This is a genomic window from Haladaptatus sp. W1 (assembly GCF_001723155.1).
Taxonomy (GTDB): domain Archaea; phylum Halobacteriota; class Halobacteria; order Halobacteriales; family Haladaptataceae; genus Haladaptatus; species Haladaptatus paucihalophilus.
Map to the genome: position 1 here is coordinate 17,284 of NZ_MEIH01000291.1, position 21,694 is coordinate 38,977.

Here is a 21,694-nt window from a genome sequence, read left to right on the forward strand (position 1 = left end):
GTCCGTGATGCGAAATGGTCTCCCGTGGTATCGGCATGCTGGACCAGATCAGTCGATATTTCTTGGTGTTGTGGAGAAATTGGTGATTCATGATATAGAATATATTTTATTCTTTAATTTCATAGAATCAAGGAGAAAGCCCACGACTTCAGTCATGGGTGGATGTCAAATTACTCCGTCGTTGTGAACAGCAATATGTCCGCGCACCGCGCTCGAAGCGGACTATGGTGATCTCCGATTTGAAACTCTATTAGTCAAACTCTAGCAATGTTCGATTCGAATCGCCAGATAGCTCCGACTATTTTCGGTTATACGACCGTGTTACTAATTTCGACACATTTAATTAAACTATTATAGATATCTCAAATTAGTATTAATATCTATATATAATAAATATTTTTTAATCATTTTAGTTCGTTAAGCGCGATATTTGTCGACGTTAGCGATTTCGCGGCATGATTCGCGGCTCAACACTGAAATCTGAACGGCCAATACATTCATATTACCATCGTGCTTGAATTCATCGCAACCATGAGCGCATCTCCCAACACAGCCGACTCCGCCGGTGACACTACCTCGTCCCCGCAAGACACTGCGTCGTCCCAACCACTGTCGAAGGATACGATTTTTCACATCTTGCAGGTACAGCGCCGTCGTTTGACCTTGCAGTACCTCCACGGGCGAACAGACACCGTTTCGTTGCGTGATCTTGCCGAGCAGGTAGCAGCCTGGGAGAACGAGATGACAGTCGTGGAACTAACGTCGAAGGAACGCCAACGTGCCTATATTTCACTGTATCAAACTCACCTTCCGACACTCGATACGGAGGGTATCATCGAGTACAACAAGGATCGCGGAACAATCAGACGAACGTCCCGTGCTGACCAATTTGATCCATACCTGTTTGACACCGTTCCACAGGACCCATCCGAATCTTCTACGGACAGTGCGTTGAATCTCCGATGGGAACGGTATTATCTTGGCGGGACGCTTTTCAGCACGAGTCTGTTGGGTGCCAAATTGCTTCAGCTTCCACTTGTGTCACAGTTGGCGTCTCAACTAATCGTCCCAATCGTTTTGTCTGTCTTCTCTATCCTTACGGCGGGCCACTACTATGCTCGGTCTGTACTCCCAGAGTCTAACCCCATTGAGAAAGTCACCCAGTCAGTCTCTCGACGGGGACGAAGTAACTAGTCGGACATGAGCGTTACACTGTCGTAACGCACCCCGAGCACCCAGTGTAACGCACACTGTGTTCTTCTTTCGCCTCGCAATCGCGACTCCTCCATCGCCCGATACCCGTCGTTTGTGTATACACAGCCATAGTGGGTCGCAACCTCTCGATAGCCTAACCGTGCGACCATCACGTCGTTCGTCTTGGCGATGTTCTTCGCGTGTTCGAGGACGTCGAGACACTTGCCCTCGACGTGTTGACTTTCAGTGCGTTTCTCGCGGAAAGTCACCTCGTCGCGTGGCGAACAGAAAACGTCCTCGCAACGATTGGAATCGGCATGGCTGCACTATGGGGCCTCAAGTGCTGTTCTGAGATGGTTTCAGCAGAGTAACCACGATACAAGTGAAAGCATGAACATGATTCGCACAGCCCACAGGAGGGATACAGATAGCATTCGGGACCTTGTACAACAGTCGTGGATTAGGTTCCCATCTGCTCGAAGAAGGGATTGGGCAGCTGCCCGAGCAGATACACCGACTCAAGGTGCTTTTCCATCCAAAGAATGATCATGCCCGTAGATTCTATGAAGCAAGGGAATTTACCAAAATTGGTCTGCTTGACCTTGACCCAACGAAAGTAGGAATGCCATCTTCTAACGTAGATCCGCCGGAGATGTACGTACGAGACCTCTGAAAGATGGATTCACAGTCAGCTATAATGAGATATTAGTGTAATTCTGACGTCTAGGAAATACGCCAGCTGTATCCGGTATGCTCTCTCGGTGGAATTGGTCTACTAACAATGAGTTATGACTCAGTGAAATAGAGTGTGCCACCGATCGTAATGCACATACTCCCAATCCACATCAAAAACAGTGCAAATACTGTGCTCTTCCGCGTCACAATCCCGCTCTGATTGACGAGGGATGTGGTGAGCACGCCAATCATTGCACCGAATAAGAGCACAGTAAATAGAGAGCCACCGATAAGAAATCCTGAGAACATCAGGTTGGGTGATTGGTGTGACTTTGATGAGGTCATTGCTTGTTTATCTCTCATCAGACAATATCTTGTTTACCATTCCCATCGATTCTCCCTCAAGCGAAACGCACTCTCCGGCATGAATTAGACCTCTTTCGATAAAATGGTAATTTCTCGTTGTGACTATCACTGGTTTCGATAGACCTACGTTTTAAGCTTTCAATTAATTTGAGACAGGATAGAAAACTAATAAACAAACTAAGTGCAACCCAGGTTACCGGCGATTCCGACCAGAGAGAGGAACCCACCCGAGAGGACGAGTCCGTACGCCTGTGTCTCTACGTCCACGTCGTAGAGGAGTACACCGGGATCGACCCACGCCGCTTGAGAAACCAGCGGGTCGTCGAGTTACCTGGTTAGCCACCGACATCCAGTGTGGAGCCGGGCCTGACCCTCACCGCGGCTCGAAGACGTGGATCGGCCAGTCGGTCTCGTAGTCGAGCGCGACTTCCTGCTCAGCGACCGTCGGCTCGCGCACCGTGAGCTCGACCGAGTCACCGATGGCGACGTCGGCGTAGTCGGCGGCCACGCGCCCAAGGAGGCGGCCTCCGTCCGCAAGTTCCACGACGGCGACCATGTAGGGCGCGTCCGCTGCGAACGCCGGCGGCGGCGTGTGGACCTCCGTGTACGAGAAGATCCGGCCCTCACGCGACTGCGATTCGACGTCGACGGCGCGACTGCCGCAGGCATAGCAGGCCGGCCGCGGCGGCAACAGCACCTGTCCACAGTCTGCACAGACCCCACCCATGAGTTCGCCGTCCGCGAGGGCGTCGAAGAAGCCCGGAAGTGTCCGCGGGTCGGTCGCATCGAGGTCACCGTCAGTCATGGTGCCACCGCCGTTGTGAGTACGTGGCCGACGGTGACGGCGTCCGCGACTCCCCCTTCGTTGAGCAACAAGGCCGTCTCGGCCCCCTCGACCGTGCGGTCGCCTGCGGCCCCCGTGAGCTGTTCGTAGGCTTCGAGCGCCTGCAAGAGCCCGGTCGCGCCGATGGGGTGGCCGCGGGCCTTTAGTCCGCCGCTCGGACTCAACTGCACATCCGTCCAGCCGTCAGCCCGCTCCGCTGGCGCCTGGTAGCTCTGATAGCCCGTTCCCGCGGGGGCGAAGCCGACGGCCTCCGCGAGCAGAGCCTCGCAGACGGTGAAGGCGTCGTGGACCTCCGCGATATCGACGGCCGCGGCGTCGATGCCCGCTTCCTCGTAGGCTGTCTCGGCGGCGATGCGAGCGCCGGCGATGTCGGTCATGTCTCGCTCGGCGACCGCGATGTTGTTCGCGGAGGCCCCGCTGCCCGCGACGCGCACCTGCGGGCGGTCGAGTTCGGCCGCCAACTCGGCGGTCGTCACGAGGACGGCCGCGGCGCCGTCCCCGACCGGCGCACAGTCGTAGAGCTTCAGCGGCGGGGCGATGGGGTCAGACTCCAGGACCGTCTCCACGTCGATCTCCTTCGGAAACTGCGCCCGGGGGTTGCGAGCGGCGTTGGCGTGGTTCTTCACTGCGATCTCGGCAAGGTCGCGTTCCGTAGCGTCCGTCTCGTGGAGGTAGCGCTTGGCGAGTAGTGCGTACTGACTGGGCGCGGTGATGCCGGAGCGCTGCTCGATGGCACGGTCGAACGCCGCCGACAGCGCGTCAGTCGCACCACTGGTGCCCGCGGAAGTCATCTTCTCGACGCCGCACGCGAGCACGGCCTCGTGTTCTCCGTTGCGGACGTCCTTGACCGCGTGGCGCAACGCGAGCGCGCCTGCGGCAGCACACCCCTCGACTCGCTCGGCGGGGACGTGACGGAGCCCGGCCCACTCGGCCAAAAGCGTCCCGTACATGATCTGGTGTTCGTAGCTCTCCGACTGGTTGCCGACGTACATTGCCTCGACGAGGTCGGCAGGGTCGGGCAATTCGTCGAACGCCTCCTCGAGGGCAACCGAGAACAGGTCTCGGCCCGGGAGGTCCGTGCGGCCGAGCGGCGAGGCGCCGACCGACGCGATAACTGGTTCTGGCATTCTTACTTACCCGGTCTCACTGGGGAAAGTTAGCTATTCGCATTTTCATACTAGCTGAACTATCGAGTTGTAGAACTACTTAAATATCATTGTAGGCACTGTTGAAATCACCAATTGGAGATTGGTTTCAACGGAAGAATCCTCGCACTTCAGCGCGGGGAGGATGTCAAGCCACGTCTTGCCCGCGAGTTTGTCGAGCTGGCGGTTGGCTACAGATGTGGGTTTCTAGTTGATCACAGGGACTGACCTGAAGCGCGCGTTTCGCACCTGTAGTGGAATCGGAAATAATATTTCATTGAACGAATTGCTGGAGCTACCCAGATAATCGCCAGACTCCTCCGACTACTACTGGTGAGGTAGCCACATCTGTTCTAAAATATGTAATGAAGACGTTACACTATATAAAATTATTAATAATATATAATATTAATTATAAATATATTAATTTTAATTTTATAATAGTAATATATGGTGTTACTGGTGGTTTCACTGGGAAATCCGACATTTAATGCTGTACTACGAGAAAATCGATACATACATATTATAGTCATCGTTGATTTCATCGAAGTCATGAGCGTATCCCCTGACGCGCCCGAATCCTCTGGTGACATCGACCTGCAATCAAACGACTCTGCAGACCCTAACCCATTGTTGAAGGATACAATCTTTCATCTACTACAAGTAGAGCGGCGTCGGTTAACGTTACAATACCTTCAGGATCGGACCGACACTGTTCCAATGCGGGATCTTGCTGAACAGGTTGCTGCGTGGGAGAATGAGACGACTGTCGAGCAGCTGTCCTCCACAGAGCGTCAGCGCACCTACATTGCCCTATATCAAACCCACCTTCAAAAATTCGACACGGAAGGCATCATTGAGTATGACAAAGATCGGGGAACCATCCGACGGACTTCTCGTGCTGACCAACTTGATCCATATCTTTCCGAAACGGTCCAGCAGTGTTCAGACAGTTCTTCTGAGACATCCCCATCCGAGAAACGTTCGTCGAATCGGCGATGGGAACGGTATTACCTCGGTGGGTCGCTTTTCAGCACAAGTTTATTGGGCGCTAAGTTGCTCCATCTTCCGCTTATCTCTCATTTGACGTCTCGATTGATCCTCTCGATAGTTCTGCTCATATTTTCCCTTATTGCGGCAGGTCACTACTACACTAGGTCAACTCTCGTTGAGTCTGATTCCGCGGCTGAATAGTTATTGCGAGACGCAAGTTCAGCGTCATCAGAGCGGAGATTGGGTTCGTTCCTTCAGAAGAGAACTGACGAAGTCTCAGGGAGAACCGCTAGTTAGTATTGACTACTAACGTAGCTCTGCTCCAGTTTTCGTGGTAGATTCGTGTCCCTCTCGGGCGTGAGTTCGTCCCGACCACGCTACTCTCCGGCAACCCCGTCCGTGGTCGGATTCTCGTTTGTGTTCTCCTTCGAAACCTCACCGGGAAGTTCGACATCGGCTTACAGAACAAGACGCGTCTCCTGGTAGCTCAATCCGTCTTTGGACCATTGGCGTTAGATTTTCCCAAGACGTCCATTCGAGAGTTCGTGCATGGCGTCCATCGTCCGGCGAGCAAGTTCCTGGGAGTATTTCTTACTTACACCGGATTCCTTGAGTCGAATCCACTCGGCGAGGTCTGAGGCATCGAGATCGGTTCGGATCTTACCACTTCCTTTCGACCAGAGTGAGTAGCGACTCGCATCATCGCGTTCCCGCCACACCTTCCCTGCGAGTTCCTCGGGGTTGCGATTCGTGACGGACGCCAGCATTTCGTCGTCATAGCGGGCCAGCCGTTGGATCGGCAAGAGATCCAGCGTCGAATGCGTGAGGGCACCACCGCGACCGAGGGCACCGTCCTCGCCAGGAAGTCGGAAGCAGGTGTTGCTGTCGTCTTTCATGATACGCTCAAGAGTACTTCCATCGACGGAGATACGATCGGTTTCGACGTTATCGGCAAGCATGTGGGCACCTTTCTCGAATCCTTTGTTTTCAGTTGTTCCGAGTTAGGGTTTTACACACGTCTCATCGATGAACCTGAGCTATCATCGTAGTGTCAGACGGTCCTCTCTGAAAAGTTGGTATTTAAACAGAAAGCGTATCCCACAACCGAATTCCCCTCTCGATATGATCAAAGAAATACTAGTTGCCCTTGGAATCGTTTTCACACTCTCGTATCGATACGGCGGTGACCCAGAGTACTTGATATAAGTGGTTCTCCTCGTTAGCAACGAGTGTAGCCGTACGACCACCAATTTCTGCGCTTCCGTAACGACCAGCATGGCACGCCCCATAGTAACGAATAACATGGTTGGTCCCATCATTCCATCCACTGATGGAATTCCCTGAACAATATGATGAACAACTTCGCGGGTTCACCGAGCGGTTACTGACCTTCGAGACAACAAGCGGGAACGAGAAGGATGCACAAATGTGGGTATCGAATCGGCTGTCCGAGTACGGATTCGAGGTGTACACATGGACCGCAGATGCAAACGAATTGGCGGACTGCTCGACGTTCCCGAACGCGGATGCCATTGATGTCGATGGTCGCCCGAGTGTCGCAGGTGTGCTCGAGTTTGGCGATCCGGATGCCGGACCGACACTCGTTCTCAATGGGCACATTGATGTCGTCCCAGTCGAGGAATCATCGTGGGAAACGGACCCGTTTGACCCCGTGTGGGACGGTGATTCGCTTACCGCACGCGGTGCAGTGGATATGAAGAGTAACCTCGCGGCCTGTGTTTTCGCCGCAAAGTACCTCCACGAGTCGGACCACGACCTTGACGGGCGCCTCGTCGTCGAAAGCGTTGTTGGCGAAGAGGAGGGCGGTGTCGGTGCCGTCGCGGCCGCACTCTCGAATCCATACCCTTTCGAACGGGACGCGGCAATCATTACGGAACCAACGGAACTCGATATTGTTACGGCTGTTGAAGGAAGCGTCATGATGAATCTCGAAATCGAAGGGCGGTCTGCACATGCTGCGACCCGATGGGAGGGTGAGTCAGTCCTTCCACATTTCGAGCGAATCCGAACCGCGTTTCGTGATCTCGAAGCAGAGCGCAACGAGACAGTTACCCACGAACTGTATGAGCAATTCCCGATTTCGTGGCCGGTGAATTTCGGTGCTGTAACTGCCGGGTCGTGGGCGTCAAGCGTTCCAGCATCGCTCACAGCGCAAGTTCGGATTGGTGTCGCTCCGGGCGAGACGAACGCGGACGTTGAAAGTGCATTCAGAGACCAGCTCGCGACTGTCGTGGCTGATGACGAATGGCTTTCGGACCACCCCCCGACGTTCGAACGGCGAGCCATCCAGTTCGAGCCGGCGGAAATCAATACCGACGAACCGGTCGTTAACGCAGTGCAGGCCGCAATGAATCGACATGGACTGTCTAACACGGACCCACGAGGGGCGACGTATGGGGCCGATTCGAGGCATTATATCGGTGCCGGAATCCCGACCGTTCTCTTCGGTGCAGGATCAATCACGCAAGCTCACTTTCCGAACGAAACAGTCGAATGGTCGGAGGTCTTGACGGCAACCGAAGTACTTGCCGATACCGCCGCCGAGTTTCTCTCGAGCGATACCGGGAGATAGCTCCCCGAGATCACCTCGGCCGATATCAGCGACGCGTGAGCAGTTCCACCCGTGTGAGAGAGACGGCGATGAGTACGAGTGAAACGGCAAGGAGCAAGAAGACGACGCTGATAACATTCACTTGTGGGGTCACGTTGTATCGTATCTGATTCCAGATATATATCGGGAGCGTCGTCGTGGATGAATCTTTGACAAAATATGTGTACACGAACTCGTTGAACGAGAGTGTAAACGCCAGCAATCCTCCCGCGATAATGCCGGGGAGGACACTTGGGAGGGTCACCTGACGGAACGTCTGGAGTTCGTTAGCGCCGAGGTCTTTCGATGCCTCTTCAAGCTGCCGGTCAAATGTGAGGAACGTCGGAAGGATAACGAGCGTCGCGAACGGTATCGTTCGAACGATGTGTGCGACGACGATTGACCAGTAGCCTTGCTGGAAATTGATTGCACCGAAGAACAACACCATTGCAATGCCTGTGACAATGAGTGGGACGACGATCGGAAGCGTCGCAAGCAGTTGAAGGACGTTCTTTCCGGGGAAGACGAATCGGTCGACAGCATACGCTATCAACGTTGCGAGAACGACACTAATGAGCGAGGCGACGACACTGATTTTTAGCGTCGTCATGATGGCACTTATCGCGGCCTGATTGTTGAGGAACGTGGTGTACCACTGGAGCGTGAGTTCTTTCGGTGGAAACGCAAGCACGCCACCTTTCGCGAAGGACATGAATACGAGGACGCCAATCGGAAGCCACAGGAAGAGGAACACGACGATCATCGCGAGGCGTCCCATCCGTGACCCATATTGATGGATGATACGCTCGAGAGGCCGAAGAGCGGTGTTAAGTCGATTCATTGCGAGTCACCACCTTGAGCGAGTAGGTTTCCGCCGGCACGCGAGCCGATGATGAGCAGTGCTACCACAAGCAGTGAAACGATCATTCCGATCGCCGCGCCAAAGGGCCAGTTAAACGCCGATTTGAATTGTTCCTCGATCACCATTCCGATCATCACGTTGCTGGTGCCTCCGAGCAATCGCGGAGTGATGAACGACCCGAAGGTAGGAATGAATACGAGCAACACTCCGGTGACGACCCCGTTGATAGTCGTCGGGAGCGTCACGGTAAAGAACGCTTTGAGTGGTCCTGCACCCAGATCTTTCGCCGCATCGATGAGCGCGGGATCCATATTCGTCAACGATGCGTAAAACGGGAGTACCGCGAGCGGAAGCCAGACGTAGGTGAATCCGATCAAGACGGCCTCCTGACTATACAGCAACCCGATTGGTTTGTCGACCACGTTTAGGAGGAGGAGCGTCGAATCAAGCACGCCACCGCTCTGGAGGATATTGATCCATGCATACATCCGGATGATGTAGCTCGTCCAAAACGGGAGGATCACGAGGAGGAGCAAGAGCGTCGTGTATCGGGTAAATCTGACGATGCTGTATGCGAGCGTGTAGCCGACCACCGTGACAATAGCTGTGACCTTGATCGAAATCAAGAGACTTCGCCAGACGACGGTCAAGTATGTCTGTGACGTGATGAACTGCTGATAGTTTTGGATGGTGAGCGGCCCATCAATATTCCCCTGTCGGAACGATATCAGGAGCATCGAGAGCAGTGGGAGGGCAAAAAAGAGGACGAGTACCCCGAACGGCGGCCCGACGATAAGTGATTTTTGTAACCGGGGCCGCGCTCGGAGATAGCTCAGCGCCGTTTGTATGGTCCCGTCACCCTCCGTCGATTCTTCCGTTCGGGTTGCACTTGCCATCAGGCCACCTCTCGGGGTACTGTTTGCCCTGCCTGGAAAACGTGCATGTCCTCGACATTCCAACCGACCGCGACTTCCTCTCCGACCGCGAAGTCTCGCCCCCGAACGTTGGCAGTAATAGCGCCCCACTCTGATTCGATCACGTAGATGACGTCACTCCCTTGGTAACTCCGTTCTTGGATTGTTCCCAGTGTTTCGAGGAGGTGGCGACCGGTTTTCGACGGAGATACCGATATCTTGTGGGGACGAACACAGAGATGAACTTTGTCACCCTCCGATATCGATCCGATCCCATCGAGAGCGAACGTGACTGCCTCGGAGTGGAGTTCGACTTCGACCTCTGTCCCTGTCGTATCGGTCACGACAGCAGGAACTTGATTGACGTCACCGATGAAATCCGCGACGAACGACGACTCCGGCGTTTCATACAGGTCTTCGGCAGCACCGATCTGTTCTATTTTGCCTTCGTTCAGTACGACAAGGCGGTCTGAAACGGATAGTGACACCTCTTGATCGTGGGTCACATAGAGGAACGTCGTTCCCGTTTCGGACTGAATTCGCTGGAGTTCCGTCTGCATGTGTTGGCGAAGCTTCCGATCCAGTGAGGAGAGTGGTTCGTCGAACAACACCAATTCTGGTTCGTTAACGAGTGCACGAGCGAGTGCGACGCGCTGTTGCTCACCCCCACTGAGTTCGTCGGGAGACCGGGAACCGTATCCTGCAAGATGTACCATCTCGAGCATTGCATCTGTCCGCTCCTTCCGCTCGGCTTTTTTTACACCTGCCTGCTTCAAGCCGTATCCGATGTTTTCTTCGACTGTCAGATGTGGGAAGAGGGCAAGATTCTGGAACACCATGTTGATGTCTCGTTCGAATGGTGGGACACCGACGAGTTCGCTACCGTTGAGGGTGATTGATCCACTCGTCGGTGTTTCGAACCCTGCGATCATCCGCAGGATCGTCGACTTCCCGGAACCACTCGGTCCGAGAATCGAGACGAACTCCCCGTCAGCGACCGTGAATGAGACATCCTGAACCGCGGTGACATCCCCGAATTCCTTCGTCAGATTTGTGATTTCGAGTAATGACATTGGTGATTATGCCGATTTCACTGCCGTCCAAATTTCACTGTATTTGTCGCGAACCTTCTGGGACAGCTGCTTTTGGAATACAAGCTTCCAGCTGTCCGACCACTTGGTGAATTCTTGCTGTTCTTTCGACAGTTCGTCATTGATGTTTACCGCCGGCATATATCCCATCTCGGTGAACAGCTTCGCCGCATGCTTCTTCTGAGAGGCCCAATTGATGAACTGAAGGCTTGCCATCGGATGCGGCGCTCCTTTCGGGATGACGAACAAGTCGCTGGTAAAGAGTGCCCCTTCCTTCGGCGCAGTGTAGTTCAGTGGTGCGTTTTGCTGGAACTTCCCCATGTAGGTCCGTCCCATCGTCAACGGTCCGGCGACGACCTCCCCGTTGACGAACATACTCATCCCCTGTTGGTAGTCTCCCCAGTATGTTTTCAGTAGGGGTTTTTGCTGCTTGAGTACCTCTTCAATCTCCTTGAAGTCGCTCGGGTTGATGGGGTCCTGTCCCGTATACAGCGCCGCAATTTGGCAAGAAACGGTGCTGTTATCCCACATCGTTATCTTCCCCTTGTTCGCATCGTCCCACAGGACATCCCATGACGACGGTGCCGAATCGAAATGGTCGGTATTGTAGGTAAGCGGATAGAGGACGATGCTTTCGGGAACGCCGTACGTCTTCCCATCTTTTTGATACGTACCGACATCCTTTACGCGTTTTGTGATGTTCTTCCACGCCGGCATCTTGTCGACTGGCAGTGGGTGAAGGAAGTCGTTCCCATCGATAGAGCGCTCAACCCAATTTGCGGTCGCCGAGATGTTGTCGATCTCCGAGTTTCCTGCTTGTAACTTCGAGTACCATTGATTCGGACTGGAAAACCCGCTGTTCGTGATGCTGACGTCGAAGTCCTTGCTGAACTGCTTTTTAGCGTATGTGGCCCAATCGTCGTACCAATTCCACGTGACGAGCTTTTTTTCGAGATCTTGTGGCGGCCACGATTCGATATCCATCGGTGATTTCTCGGACCCACCACCGCCGCCACCAAGACATCCAGCAATCGTCGAGAGACTAGCCGCCATCCCCGCTCCGGCTGCTTTCATAAAGGACCGCCGTCCCTCCATGGGTTTGTTTGTCATATACACTCCCTCAGTTAGAGCCTACTTATATCGTCCGGTAGTGGTAAATTAACTAACCAATTCAAAATTTACTATATTATGTTAATGACGTGAGAGCATATCTTCGATCGTATATATTTATTCAAACCATAATTCTCCCAACTCAGCAAGCCTGCGCTTGTGGGAAGCCACGTCGTTCACGGCGTTGAGGAGATCACCCGTGTCCTCGTCTACTGCGCTGACTTGCGGACGGAATGTTCTGCGGACGGTAGACGAGAAACCCGTTACAACGGTTATCTCGTTGGAGGTCTAACTGAGATAGGTGACAGAGAATGTCTGACGCCATTGTGTACGCCGATCAAGCGCGGGTGCGCGAGGGGAAACTGGACGAACTCGAGGAGGTGATGGCGGACCTAGTGGAGTTCGTCGAGGAAAACGAGCCACAGATACTGTCCTATGACGTCTATTTCAGTGCCGACGGCACTCGGATGACCGTGATACACGTTCACCCCGATTCAGCGTCGCTGGAGTTCCACATGGACATCGGGCGGGAGAAGTTTCTCCCAATCGGAGAGTTCATGGAGATTCAGACCATCGACGTGTACGGTCGACCGAACGAGAAAGTACTCGAGCAACTGCACGATAAGGCGTCGACACTGGGAAGCGGGGCCGTGTCGATACACGAGCTCCATCACGGCTTCGAGCGCTTCGCAGTCGGTTAACTGTAGGCCGATCTAGCGATACTGGATATCACATCGACGTTGCCAGCTCCAAATTCCCCTCCGATCAGCGATTCCATCGAGCTCAAAGCGATCGCCGTTCGCCTCGTTTTCGTGTTTGGCCACATCTCTGACACTCACAAACACATCGTTATCGGTGTTTCACGCCTATTCTCAAATACTGATAGTCTTGTGATTTCTGTGGATTTTTGTCTTCCGTGACAAACTACTCTGTTACCCGTGTCTCTCTGCCCCCTGTACCTACCCTATACTTTGGACAAATTTCCAGGTATGAATGGGGATATAACGGCGTTAGATTTGCATATAATAGCGAAGGAGTGCTCTCTGGTCGCTATTTGTTATATGCAAATGTTTTCGGGCTCTCTGAGAGATATATGCACCGCGTTGAGCTCTCTTACTGATGAATATCGCGTTTACTGCTGAATTGCCCATTCTTATTATTCATGCTACATGAATATGGTTGGATGTGATATATGAAAATAGACGGTGGAGATCGGCTCAGACGCCTAAATTTGTTGCACAAAATAACTCTTCCGTGTTTGCAAATCAATCGCTTCGGACAGTGCGAATCAGCAATCTCGGAGTGGGTACTCAATGTGATAAGACGGGGAAGATTGTCTTCTTACAGCAGGGCATCAACTGTCAGTATTTTGCTAGAATGGATAGAGAATTGTGATGGCATCGGCGGTAGTGTGTGGGTGATGCCGATCGAAGGCGAAGAACAGACATCGCTATCTGAGCTTGCATCGGAGATTTCCGAGCAAGTGGAGATTCGGCTCGAACACGAAGCACACTACGACTGGATTGCGTTCGTTCCGTTGTCTGTAAAAGCGAGTATCTCCTCTGTTCTGTCTGCTACAAACTGCTTGCATTGAGTGAGTCTATAGTGGGCTTTCATCTCATCCAATGCCAACAATCAAGTCTTGACTCCTTGAATCGTCTCGCATACGCAAGCCGATCGTGAGAACTAATTCACAAGGATGTTCTATAAAAATAGACACTAATGACCGGAAACGACCAGAAGACGAGTGACACACTATGCTTGGACGGAACTAATCACTGGCTTATTCTCAATCCAACTAGTGGCACAGCGGATCACCGCGATACAATTCGACAACGGGGAGCACAACGCGGGTATACAATCCACGAAACACAACATGAAGGTCACGCGATTTCTCTCACAAAAGACGCGGTTAGAAACGGTGTTGAGGTGCTAGCTGTTGCTGGAGGCGATGGAACTCTTCATGAGGTGGTGCAAGGGCTTGCTGAAGTAGATGCCCTTGACGCGGTAACACTTGGGGTACTCCCGGTCGGTACGAAAAATATCTTCGCGACGAATATTGGTATTACAAATATCGATCAAGGATTTGAAGTCCTCAAAACAGGAAAGAGACGTTCTATCGACATTGGCTTCGCTGGTGATGAACCATTCGTGATGTCGTGTGTTGCTGGTCTGACTGCCGAAGCCAGTTTAGCAACCTCTAGTGAATTGAAAGAGCGCTTTGGCCCGCTCGCATTTATTATCGCGGGCATTCGGGAAACAACAGAATTTGAGAGCCTCCATCTCAACCTCACGGCGGTCTTGGATGAGAAAGAAGCGACATGGTCGGGAGACGCGTTGTGCGTCCTTATTGGGAATACCCGCCGTTTTGCAAAAGAGGGAGGCCAGGCAAATGTCGAAGATGGCCTCTTTGAAGTTGTGATCATTGAGCAGATGCCACCCACTGATATCGCTGCCGAAGCAATGAGTCATCGATTGCTCGGTGAGGACACCGAGCATGTGCATCACCTAAAGGCGCGTCAAGTAGAGGTCCAACGGTTAGACCGTGAGCCGATCCGGTTCAGTATCGATGGCGAACAGCAGACACATGACGAACTACTGTTGCGTACTCATCCCCAAGTCCTTACAGTCTGTATTGGTTCAACGTATACGCCTACTCCCAGAGAATAATGCCTATTTTCACTGGTAGTACTTGACGAACGAGTCGAACCGAACGACCAATATGGGCGGTGTTCATGCGTCTCTCTTACTCCTTCAGAGATCGATCAACGATTAGTATTTGCTACTAACATGGACAAACTCCACTCTTCAAAAGTGAATCCCTTACGGTGGTACGCGACTGTCTTCTAGACTCGTATCCATCATACTCGTACTCGGTGAACAGCTCTCGCGTTACACTGTCGTAACGCATACCGAGCGTCCAGTGTAACACAGAATGCGTCCTTCTTTCTCCTTGCGTTCGCGAGGAGAAAAGAAGGGTTCGTTACACCCCACAGTAATCGAGTGATAATTACGCATCAGAACGGGCGCAATTTGCGTCCGGTCCTCATTTCTGCGGTCACCGTGGGGCGGTGGTGTTACGCCCCTCCGTTTCCTCCCGCGTTGGCTTCGTGTGCCCGCATCCACCCGGCGAGACCGGGATGGGCGAACGTGATTTCGATGTGGTGGCCACCAACACCCATCGCGTCGTCTACACACAGCGTTCGAGATTCCTTGTAGGTCACGCCGGGCACACGCTCGGCCATCTCTTCCATCACCCGATAGCCATCGTTCTTGTACGCACACCCGTAGTCGCGACCTCCCGATATCCCAACCGTGCGACCATCACGTCATTCGTCTTGGCGACGTTCTTCGCGTGTTCGAGGATATCAAGATGTTTGTCTTCGACTTGCTGACTCTCGGCACGCTTTTCGCGGAAGTTCACGAGTTCGGTGTTCTGTTCCGAGCGCTGAACCGTCTCGAAGAGCTGACGGCCTGCAGTGGCTGCTCAATTGGAATTCGACTGTAGCAGTTTGATCCCACGTTCGACAATCGCGTCGGTGATGAAGAGACTCGTTTCCGATTGAAGGGCCCGCATAAGCAACGCAGCATCATCGCTGGGTACGACACCTCGATGGTGCGCAAGTGCGCGATCACGCCAATCGAACCATGGACTTCGATATTCTGGTCCTGAGCGAACTCTCATGCTGCCAGGTCGTCGGTGAGAAAGACGACGTTGTCTCGTTCGAGAGCTACCGCCAGTGCTGCTCGTTCGCCTGCGTCCAGTTCAGCACCGCTCTCGACTGATTGTGCAACCTTGATTCGTTCCCACTCACAGTCTGAGGAACTCCCCCTTCTTCGAGTTCTGCATACACAGTTTCAGGAATCAGTAGCTCGTCGATTGCCGTCAGCAAATCAAGAGCGTCGATTTCTGCAAGGTGAATCAGTGGGCCAGTATCCGCGACCGCAACGATCGTCACGCGTCGAGACCCCAGTCGACATCCGCTTCAACAACTGCTGTTTCGCGGTCGGCTCGCTGAACATTTTCGAGTCCAACTAGTTCGATCGCCTCTTCGCGAGATAGCTCGCCATCCACGTATTTCCCGAGAACGACGTTCTCCCAGAGGTCTGCGATTTCGAGTTCAAGGGCTTGCTCGAAAACCTCCGACTCGGGGACCCCTCGTGCGTCGGCGATTTCACGGACACGATCGGAGATTTCAGCTGCCATAGTAGAGCATACGGGTCCCGTCACTTAAGCGTCATCGTCATTCTTGAGTCGACGAGGACAATATCGGTTGACTCAATCACGTATTCTCGACCACAGACACGGTGGCCGGTACAATCTCTCCCCCTCCCGCTGGCTTTGAGCCGATAGATGCCGAGACAACTACCGTACTTACGAGTAGCCGTACGGCGTCAGTTTCGAACTGTGTCAATTCGGGGCGTCCACGACCGCGATTGCGTGGGGTTTCGTGAGATAGCAGCCCGCACTTGTGTAATTCACAGCCATCAGGCTTAACGCACGCTCAATAGTCATATACTGCGATTCAGCCATGCCGACTCAATTTGACACGGTATACGACGCGGTAGTGATCGGTGCAGGGCATAATGGACTCACATGTGCCCTCTATCTAGCGAAAAGTGGTATGCGACCGCTCGTTGTTGAACGCAATGACGAGATCGGCGGTGCAGTGCGAAGTGCTGAATTAACCGAAGAGGGATTCGTCCATGACGTTTATTCTACTAATCAAAACCTCTTCCTCCAATCTTCAGTCTACAGTGACTACGGTGACGAATTAGCGGCGCACGGACTCGAATTTTCGACCACGGACAAGCCGTTTTGTAACCTGTTTCCCGATGGATCGGCCCTGCGGATCTATTCTGATACCGAACGGACAAACGAGGAACTCCGAGAGCATAGTGTCGCTGATGCAGAGGGGTGGCAGGAACTCCACAATCGATTCAGTCGGTTCCAGCGAACGTTGCTCCCATTCTATGGGGTTGCACTTCCTTCCGCAAGCGCCCTCAGTGCGACAGTCACCGCTCTCCGCACGACGAGTGTCGACACTATTCTCGAGGATCTGCAGATTGTCCTCAGCTCGACTCGTGAACTCGGAACCGAGTACTTCGAGACGCCCGAAGCACGAGCACTAATGGCATGTTGGGGAATGCATCTCGATTTTGGTCCTGATGTCTCCGGCGGGGGAATGTTTCCCTTCATAGAATCGTTTTCCGATCTGGAAGCAGGCATCTCGGTTGCGACCGGTGGTGCCTCGAACATCGTCGAGGCGCTGGCAGGCGTCCTTCGAAATGCCGGGGGTGAGATTCGGACGAATGCCGAGGTGACACGGGTATTGACCGCCGCCGACCGTGCAGTCGGCGTTGAACTCGCCTCAGGCGAGCGGATCGGCGCACGTGAGGCTGTTATCGGCAACCTCACCCCGACAGTGCTGTTCAAAGACCTTCTCTCGAACTACTCGCTCCCCGATCAATTTGAAGAGCGCGTCGATGGCTACGAATACGGCCCGGGAACGATGATGGTTCATCTCGCACTCGATGACCTCCCAGAATGGAATGGACCAGACGATCTCGATGATTTTGCATACGTGCATATCGCTCCCTACGTTGAGGATCTCGCAGAGACGTATACTGACTCGCTGAACGGACTGATACCCGAGAGTCCGTTTCTAATTGTTGGTCAGACGACTGCGGTCGATCCGAGTCGGACGCCGGATACCGAGGAGATTCTCTGGATTCAGGTTCGGACGCTGCCAAACTCGATCAAAGGTGATGTTGCACACGAAATTGAAGTAACCAATTGGGACGACGCCAAAGAGCCAGTTGCGGATCGCGTCATCAATAAATTGGAGGAGTACGCACCAGATATTCAGACGTTGATTCGAGAACGGACCGTTCTCTCGCCAGCGGATTTAGAGCGTGATAATCCAAACCTCCATGGCGGCGATAGCGTTGCTGGAAGCCATCATCTTCGCCAAAACTTCCTCTGGCGGCCGTTTCCAGGCTGTTCGACGTATCAAATGCCCGTTGAGAATCTCTACATGGTTGGCGCAGCAACGTGGCCAGGCGCGGGGAACAACGCTACTTCAGGACGGCTCGCAGCACAGCGGATACTCAATCCCGGATTCGGGACCGAAACACTTGCGGCTACCGAGACCTACATCAAACGGAATGCCAAGGCAGTTCGCGAAAAGCTCCACTACTTATAGTGAAAAGAGCCAAAGCTCGATGGACAGCATCCTCGAAGTCTTTCTGGGCACTTAGAGAACGTCGATTTCTCGACGTTCGACGCCCAAAAATTCGAGCACATAGTCAGCACCGAACGCTTCCCCAGGAGTCTGGAATCCCATATTCACTTCGTTGTCAAGTACCCGACGTGCGGATTCGATGGCGGTCTCCGCAGTCAGGTCGTACGTATCCGGAGTTCCTATGTTATTAGTTGTAGAGGAGAAGGCGACGGTGGCTGATTCCACTGCAGTCGAAGCCAGTGAAGCTGCCGAGACGGCACAGCAACGCGCACAGGCCGACCAATTCGCCTTCGACGTCGATGCCCCCGGACTCGTTGACGTCAGCACCGAGGGCCACGAGAATCCCGCAGCCCACCAGTACACTGTTGCCATCGATGACGTCACGGAAGAACTGATGGCCTGCACGTGCCCGAACCACGTCCATCGGAACACCGTCTGCAAACACATGGCGGCCGTCGAAACCGCGACCGGCGACGGGACGCTCGACGCCTTCCCCTCCGAGAACGAAGGCAAAGTCGAACCCGAAGACTGCGACTGTGACGGCCTCGGTGACTTCCCGTGCTGGCCGTGCGTGCGAACGGGACGAAAAAGAACTGCCGAACGAACCACCGCTTCAGTTCTTTAAATCAATATATTCGAAGGAATACAGACCTACCGATCCAGCTATTACTGATTGTGCTGCCAGTCTTTTGGCGCGATGCCTGTTTAAATAGTTCGGTGGACATAACAAGCAGAGGGGTTAACCGTGTCGGTTCGCTCTGCGCTAGAGTATGTCACACTCTACTCGTCGAATCGAACGCGACGAGGTGAAAGAGAATACCGAGAAACACAACCGTGTCCAAATCTGTTCTGAGTGTCATTCAAATACGTTAATTACGAGCGCCGATGGGATGGAGCTCGTTTGTGAGACCTGTGGATTAGTTGTCGAGGAACGCAGTATCGACCAAGGTCCAGAATGGCGAGCGTTCACCCATCAGGATCGTCAACGGAAGGCTCGTGTTGGCGCACCAACGACGCCCACAAAACACGATAGGGGCCTAACGACGACGATAGACTGGAAAGACAAGGATGCATTTGGCCACACTTTATCGGCCAAGAAACGGAAACAAATGCACCGACTACGGACGTGGCAAAAGCGCATCCGAACAAGCAACGCCAATGAGCGCAACCTCCAGTTCGCGCTCGGAGAAATCGACCGAATGGCAAGCGCACTGAGCATCCCGCGTTCGGTTCGGGAAATTGCCTGCGTACTCTATCGCCGTGCACTGGATGAAGATATGATTAAAGGTCGATCAATCGAAGGCGTTGCAACCAATTGTTTGTATGCAGCGTGTCGAAGTGAACAGATTCCTCGTAGTCTGGAAGAAGTATCGTCCGTGTCGCGTGTAGAACGAACGGAAATCGGCCGAGCATATCGGTATATCGCATGGGAGCTTAGGCTCAAAATTGAACCCACTAACCCACATCAGTACCTTCCCCGTTTGTGTTCAGAACTCGAGTGTTGTGACGAAATCGAAGAGAAAGCCAACGAAATCATAGACGTCGCGATCGATCAGGGACTACTCTCGGGCAGATCACCCGTTGGCGTTGCCGCAGCAGCGATTTATGGTGCCACGTTTCTTTGTAAGGGAGACCAAACACAGGCTGAAATTGCCGACGTCGCCAATGTTTCTCAAATGACTATCCGTAAACGATACCAAGAGCAGATGGACGCACTCAATAGATCGAATTGATTACCGGTACACCCGCAATATTCATGTCTACTTCTAGTTGGAGATATGAATTCGACATATCTACAATCAAGATAATAGACCCCTTTTCGTGTATTTTCACAGGCAGGGCAGGTTGAGTGTCTCGGGGCGTAATCTAGGCAGTTCACCGCATAATAATAGTTTACATTAACCGACTATGAAGGACTAAAGCGGTATCTGTTGGTGGAAGCAGCGGATATGATTTCTCTGGTCACAGGAATGCTACATATCCACAGTTTCGGCAGTAAATCCTGTCACCATCATGGAAGAGAATTCCATCGGCACACTGTGCACACTTTCCTTCGATGGTCCCGTCGGTAACTGATTCTGACCGAGATTTGTATATCACTCGTTCCAACGCGGCGATGCGGCGACGTTGCTCATTAAGTTGCTTCTGCAGACGTTTTGTGTTGTGTCGCTGATGTGCTAGCGGACCACGTCGCCGTCTCCGCTGGTGATACAGCATGATTAATCATACTTCATCTACAAGCATGGTTGTTGTGCGTGCTCTCGCAAGGATCACTCATTCCCTGAAAAGAGGAGATAACCCTTTAATCGGGAATCTGCAGTACTAGAAGATGGCAGCTTCGGACCAACACTCATACTGACTCGTTCTGATCGGGACTTCGAATCCCGATGTTCAATTAGAACCTGGCTAACGACGGCACGGAAATAGTGTACTCGCCAGTTTTCTCGGTAGGTAGTCCTCCTTTTATGCTTGGCCCCGTTTACAGAATTACGGCAAATATACGATACAATATAAATCCCGTGACTCCTGCACCAAAGAGCGTGAGCAGCCAAATTGCGACTGTATAACTTGTTTTTCGGACGGAGATACTTTCTGTCCCTTCAGTTAGGCCACTTCCAATGATACTCCAGAGGATAATATTGTTGAATGAAATCGGGTAGCCGAGAATTATCGCGGTTTGAGCGATGATAAATGCCGGAATCAACGCTGCAATTGATCGTAGAACGCCAAGCGACGAATAATCACGGGCGACTGCTTGGAGAATACGTGGCGACCCCATCCAGGCTCCTAATAGAATCCCAATTGCTCCGAACGACAGCAAAATCGTCCCCGGAAGTTGCAGCAGTGATTCAAACAGGGGTTCCAATGGACCGGTCGCTAAGCCGACTTGACTGCCACCGCTCGAAAAGGCAACTAAACTTCCGAGACCAATCAAAAAGAGCCGAACTCCACGGTCGATCGAACGATTGAGTGTTCGTCGAAGTAACCCGGCTGCGAATAGTCCCAGAATCAAACTCGTAGACACCATCACGAGATCATACGCCCCAATTATCGTCGGAACGCTCATTTCTAGTGAGTTAGAGACGTAACTCGCGATGGTTCCCTGTGCAGTACCAGGAGCAGGAATCAGTGCCGAGGGCATATTCGCAACGATAATACCAACGATTCCACCGAGGATCGGGAGCGTAATTTGTTCGGAAAGACTGGTGCGACGGAGCAAGTAGCCCGTTGTATAGGCGATTGAGATCGACATCACCGGCACTGCTGCCCAGAATGTTACAATCTCACGATAGGTCCCATATGCAGGCTCTCCACCAAGTGCCAGTCCCGCGCCAACGATCGACGCCGTGGTTGCAAACGCAGCTGGAATCGGATATCCTGTCCGAACTCCAAGTGCAATAAAGCCTGCCGCTGTCAGTAGACCTGCAATCGCTGCGAGTGGTGTTAATTGAACGCCCGCTATCAGCCCTTCTCCCACCGTTTTCGAAATATTGCCACCTTGTGTGATCGCTCCTAAAGCAGCAAGTATTCCCAGAAGAAATGCGGCGCGCATCGTCGATAGGGCATTTGCACCAACCGCTGGTGCAAAAGGGGGTGAATTACTACTCGCGCCTAGTGCCCACGCCATCGCTAGACTCGTGGTG

Annotated in this window: 20 protein-coding genes; 8 read left to right on the forward strand and 12 right to left on the reverse strand. The window is 53.0% G+C overall.

All coding sequences use genetic code 11. From position 1 onward, the window contains the following. The first annotated feature begins 1,394 nt into the window (after positions 1-1,394). Positions 1,395-1,565: a hypothetical protein gene (locus BG842_RS30610; RefSeq protein ID WP_217493320.1), complete on the forward strand. Its 171-nt coding sequence runs from the start codon at positions 1,395-1,397 to the stop codon at positions 1,563-1,565. A gap of 56 nt (positions 1,566-1,621) precedes the next feature. After that, positions 1,622-1,867 carry a hypothetical protein gene (locus BG842_RS33160; RefSeq protein ID WP_394327478.1) on the forward strand — a complete coding sequence of 82 codons (246 nt, stop codon included), beginning with the start codon at positions 1,622-1,624 and terminating at the stop codon, positions 1,865-1,867. Between the two features lie 741 nt (positions 1,868-2,608). Here BG842_RS33160 and BG842_RS13960 read toward each other — a convergent pair. The 3 genes from BG842_RS13960 to BG842_RS31680 form a co-directional block, all read right to left on the reverse strand. Further along, positions 2,609-3,040 (reverse strand): Zn-ribbon domain-containing OB-fold protein, encoded by a 432-nt coding sequence (locus BG842_RS13960; protein WP_069451199.1) that lies wholly within the window; start codon positions 3,038-3,040, stop codon positions 2,609-2,611. After that, positions 3,037-4,206, reverse strand: coding sequence for a beta-ketoacyl synthase N-terminal-like domain-containing protein (locus BG842_RS13965; protein ID WP_069451200.1), 1,170 nt, complete (start codon positions 4,204-4,206; stop codon positions 3,037-3,039). The genes BG842_RS13960 and BG842_RS13965 overlap by 4 nt, the downstream gene beginning before the upstream one ends. A gap of 1,523 nt (positions 4,207-5,729) precedes the next feature. Beyond that, positions 5,730-6,176, reverse strand: coding sequence for a hypothetical protein (locus BG842_RS31680; protein WP_069451202.1), 447 nt, complete (start codon positions 6,174-6,176; stop codon positions 5,730-5,732). A gap of 371 nt (positions 6,177-6,547) precedes the next feature. On the opposite strand from BG842_RS31680, the gene BG842_RS13980 reads away from it, so the two are divergent. Continuing rightward, a complete protein-coding gene (locus BG842_RS13980; RefSeq protein ID WP_069451203.1) occupies positions 6,548-7,810 on the forward strand; it encodes an ArgE/DapE family deacylase in 1,263 nt (420 codons plus the stop codon). A gap of 25 nt (positions 7,811-7,835) precedes the next feature. Here BG842_RS13980 and BG842_RS13985 read toward each other — a convergent pair whose 3' ends face one another. The 4 genes from BG842_RS13985 to BG842_RS14000 form a co-directional block, all read right to left on the reverse strand. Next, positions 7,836-8,591, reverse strand: coding sequence for an ABC transporter permease (locus BG842_RS13985; protein WP_254663165.1), 756 nt, complete (start codon positions 8,589-8,591; stop codon positions 7,836-7,838). Positions 8,592-8,665: 74 nt separating this feature from the next. After that, the gene (locus BG842_RS13990; RefSeq protein ID WP_069451205.1) at positions 8,666-9,586 is read right to left on the reverse strand and encodes an ABC transporter permease; all 921 of its coding nucleotides are present in this window, start codon (positions 9,584-9,586) and stop codon (positions 8,666-8,668) included. Beyond that, on the reverse strand, positions 9,586-10,677 hold the full coding sequence (locus tag BG842_RS13995; protein ID WP_069451206.1) for an ABC transporter ATP-binding protein: 1,092 nt from the start codon (positions 10,675-10,677) through the stop codon (positions 9,586-9,588). Before BG842_RS13995 ends, BG842_RS13990 begins: the two co-directional genes overlap by 1 nt. A 6-nt stretch (positions 10,678-10,683) precedes the next feature. Beyond that, positions 10,684-11,769, reverse strand: coding sequence for a PotD/PotF family extracellular solute-binding protein (locus BG842_RS14000; RefSeq protein ID WP_217493321.1), 1,086 nt, complete (start codon positions 11,767-11,769; stop codon positions 10,684-10,686). A 347-nt stretch (positions 11,770-12,116) separates the two neighbouring features. Between BG842_RS14000 and BG842_RS14005 the strand changes: the two genes are divergently transcribed. Together BG842_RS14005 and BG842_RS14010 are read left to right on the forward strand one after the other, a co-directional pair. Continuing rightward, positions 12,117-12,506, forward strand: coding sequence for an antibiotic biosynthesis monooxygenase (locus BG842_RS14005; protein ID WP_069451208.1), 390 nt, complete (start codon positions 12,117-12,119; stop codon positions 12,504-12,506). A gap of 1,021 nt (positions 12,507-13,527) precedes the next feature. Beyond that, positions 13,528-14,475 carry a diacylglycerol kinase family protein gene (locus BG842_RS14010; RefSeq protein WP_083252532.1) on the forward strand — a complete coding sequence of 316 codons (948 nt, stop codon included), beginning with the start codon at positions 13,528-13,530 and terminating at the stop codon, positions 14,473-14,475. A gap of 407 nt (positions 14,476-14,882) precedes the next feature. Here the strand turns inward: BG842_RS14010 and BG842_RS31685 are convergent, their stop codons facing one another. From BG842_RS31685 to BG842_RS14020, 4 genes are all read right to left on the reverse strand, one after another. Beyond that, the gene (locus BG842_RS31685; RefSeq protein ID WP_254663166.1) at positions 14,883-15,050 is read right to left on the reverse strand and encodes a hypothetical protein; all 168 of its coding nucleotides are present in this window, start codon (positions 15,048-15,050) and stop codon (positions 14,883-14,885) included. Positions 15,051-15,058: 8 nt separating this feature from the next. Beyond that, the gene (locus BG842_RS31690) at positions 15,059-15,229 is read right to left on the reverse strand and encodes a hypothetical protein (protein ID WP_254663167.1); all 171 of its coding nucleotides are present in this window, start codon (positions 15,227-15,229) and stop codon (positions 15,059-15,061) included. Positions 15,230-15,536: 307 nt separating this feature from the next. After that, positions 15,537-15,764 carry a hypothetical protein gene (locus tag BG842_RS31695; protein WP_254663168.1) on the reverse strand — a complete coding sequence of 76 codons (228 nt, stop codon included), beginning with the start codon at positions 15,762-15,764 and terminating at the stop codon, positions 15,537-15,539. Further along, complete coding sequence (locus BG842_RS14020; RefSeq protein WP_069451209.1) at positions 15,761-16,012, reverse strand: hypothetical protein; 252 nt, start codon at positions 16,010-16,012, stop codon at positions 15,761-15,763. The genes BG842_RS31695 and BG842_RS14020 overlap by 4 nt, the downstream gene beginning before the upstream one ends. A gap of 325 nt (positions 16,013-16,337) precedes the next feature. On the opposite strand from BG842_RS14020, the gene BG842_RS14025 reads away from it, so the two are divergent. The 3 genes from BG842_RS14025 (at position 16,338) to BG842_RS14035 (ending at position 19,783) form a co-directional block, all read left to right on the forward strand. Then, positions 16,338-18,011, forward strand: a complete 1,674-nt coding sequence (locus BG842_RS14025) for an NAD(P)/FAD-dependent oxidoreductase (protein WP_069451210.1) — start codon at positions 16,338-16,340, stop codon at positions 18,009-18,011. Between the two features lie 220 nt (positions 18,012-18,231). Next, positions 18,232-18,675 (forward strand): SWIM zinc finger family protein, encoded by a 444-nt coding sequence (locus BG842_RS31700; protein WP_254663169.1) that lies wholly within the window; start codon positions 18,232-18,234, stop codon positions 18,673-18,675. 145 nt (positions 18,676-18,820) lie between these two features. After that, a complete protein-coding gene (locus tag BG842_RS14035; RefSeq protein ID WP_069451211.1) occupies positions 18,821-19,783 on the forward strand; it encodes a transcription initiation factor IIB family protein in 963 nt (320 codons plus the stop codon). A 746-nt stretch (positions 19,784-20,529) separates the two neighbouring features. Here the strand turns inward: BG842_RS14035 and BG842_RS14040 are convergent. Then, positions 20,530-21,694, reverse strand: a 1,165-nt coding sequence (locus BG842_RS14040; protein ID WP_394327477.1) for an inorganic phosphate transporter, incomplete at its 5' end; no start/stop codon positions are given.

Bases quoted from the DNA above. Each gene is read 5' to 3' on its own strand.
- BG842_RS13960 (WP_069451199.1), bottom strand. From the start codon at position 3,040: ATGACTGACGGTGACCTCGATGCGACCGACCCGCGGACACTTCCGGGC.
- BG842_RS13965 (WP_069451200.1), bottom strand. From the start codon at position 4,206: ATGCCAGAACCAGTTATCGCGTCGGTCGGCGCCTCGCCGCTCGGCCGC.
- BG842_RS31680 (WP_069451202.1), bottom strand. From the start codon at position 6,176: ATGCTTGCCGATAACGTCGAAACCGATCGTATCTCCGTCGATGGAAGT.
- BG842_RS13980 (WP_069451203.1), top strand. From the start codon at position 6,548: ATGGAATTCCCTGAACAATATGATGAACAACTTCGCGGGTTCACCGAG.
- BG842_RS13985 (WP_254663165.1), bottom strand. From the start codon at position 8,591: ATGATCGTCGTGTTCCTCTTCCTGTGGCTTCCGATTGGCGTCCTCGTA.
- BG842_RS13990 (WP_069451205.1), bottom strand. From the start codon at position 9,586: ATGGCAAGTGCAACCCGAACGGAAGAATCGACGGAGGGTGACGGGACC.
- BG842_RS13995 (WP_069451206.1), bottom strand. From the start codon at position 10,677: ATGTCATTACTCGAAATCACAAATCTGACGAAGGAATTCGGGGATGTC.
- BG842_RS14000 (WP_217493321.1), bottom strand. From the start codon at position 11,769: ATGAAAGCAGCCGGAGCGGGGATGGCGGCTAGTCTCTCGACGATTGCT.
- BG842_RS14005 (WP_069451208.1), top strand. From the start codon at position 12,117: ATGTCTGACGCCATTGTGTACGCCGATCAAGCGCGGGTGCGCGAGGGG.
- BG842_RS14010 (WP_083252532.1), top strand. From the start codon at position 13,528: ATGACCGGAAACGACCAGAAGACGAGTGACACACTATGCTTGGACGGA.
- BG842_RS31685 (WP_254663166.1), bottom strand. From the start codon at position 15,050: ATGGCCGAGCGTGTGCCCGGCGTGACCTACAAGGAATCTCGAACGCTG.
- BG842_RS14020 (WP_069451209.1), bottom strand. From the start codon at position 16,012: ATGGCAGCTGAAATCTCCGATCGTGTCCGTGAAATCGCCGACGCACGA.
- BG842_RS14025 (WP_069451210.1), top strand. From the start codon at position 16,338: ATGCCGACTCAATTTGACACGGTATACGACGCGGTAGTGATCGGTGCA.
- BG842_RS31700 (WP_254663169.1), top strand. From the start codon at position 18,232: ATGTTATTAGTTGTAGAGGAGAAGGCGACGGTGGCTGATTCCACTGCA.
- BG842_RS14035 (WP_069451211.1), top strand. From the start codon at position 18,821: ATGTCACACTCTACTCGTCGAATCGAACGCGACGAGGTGAAAGAGAAT.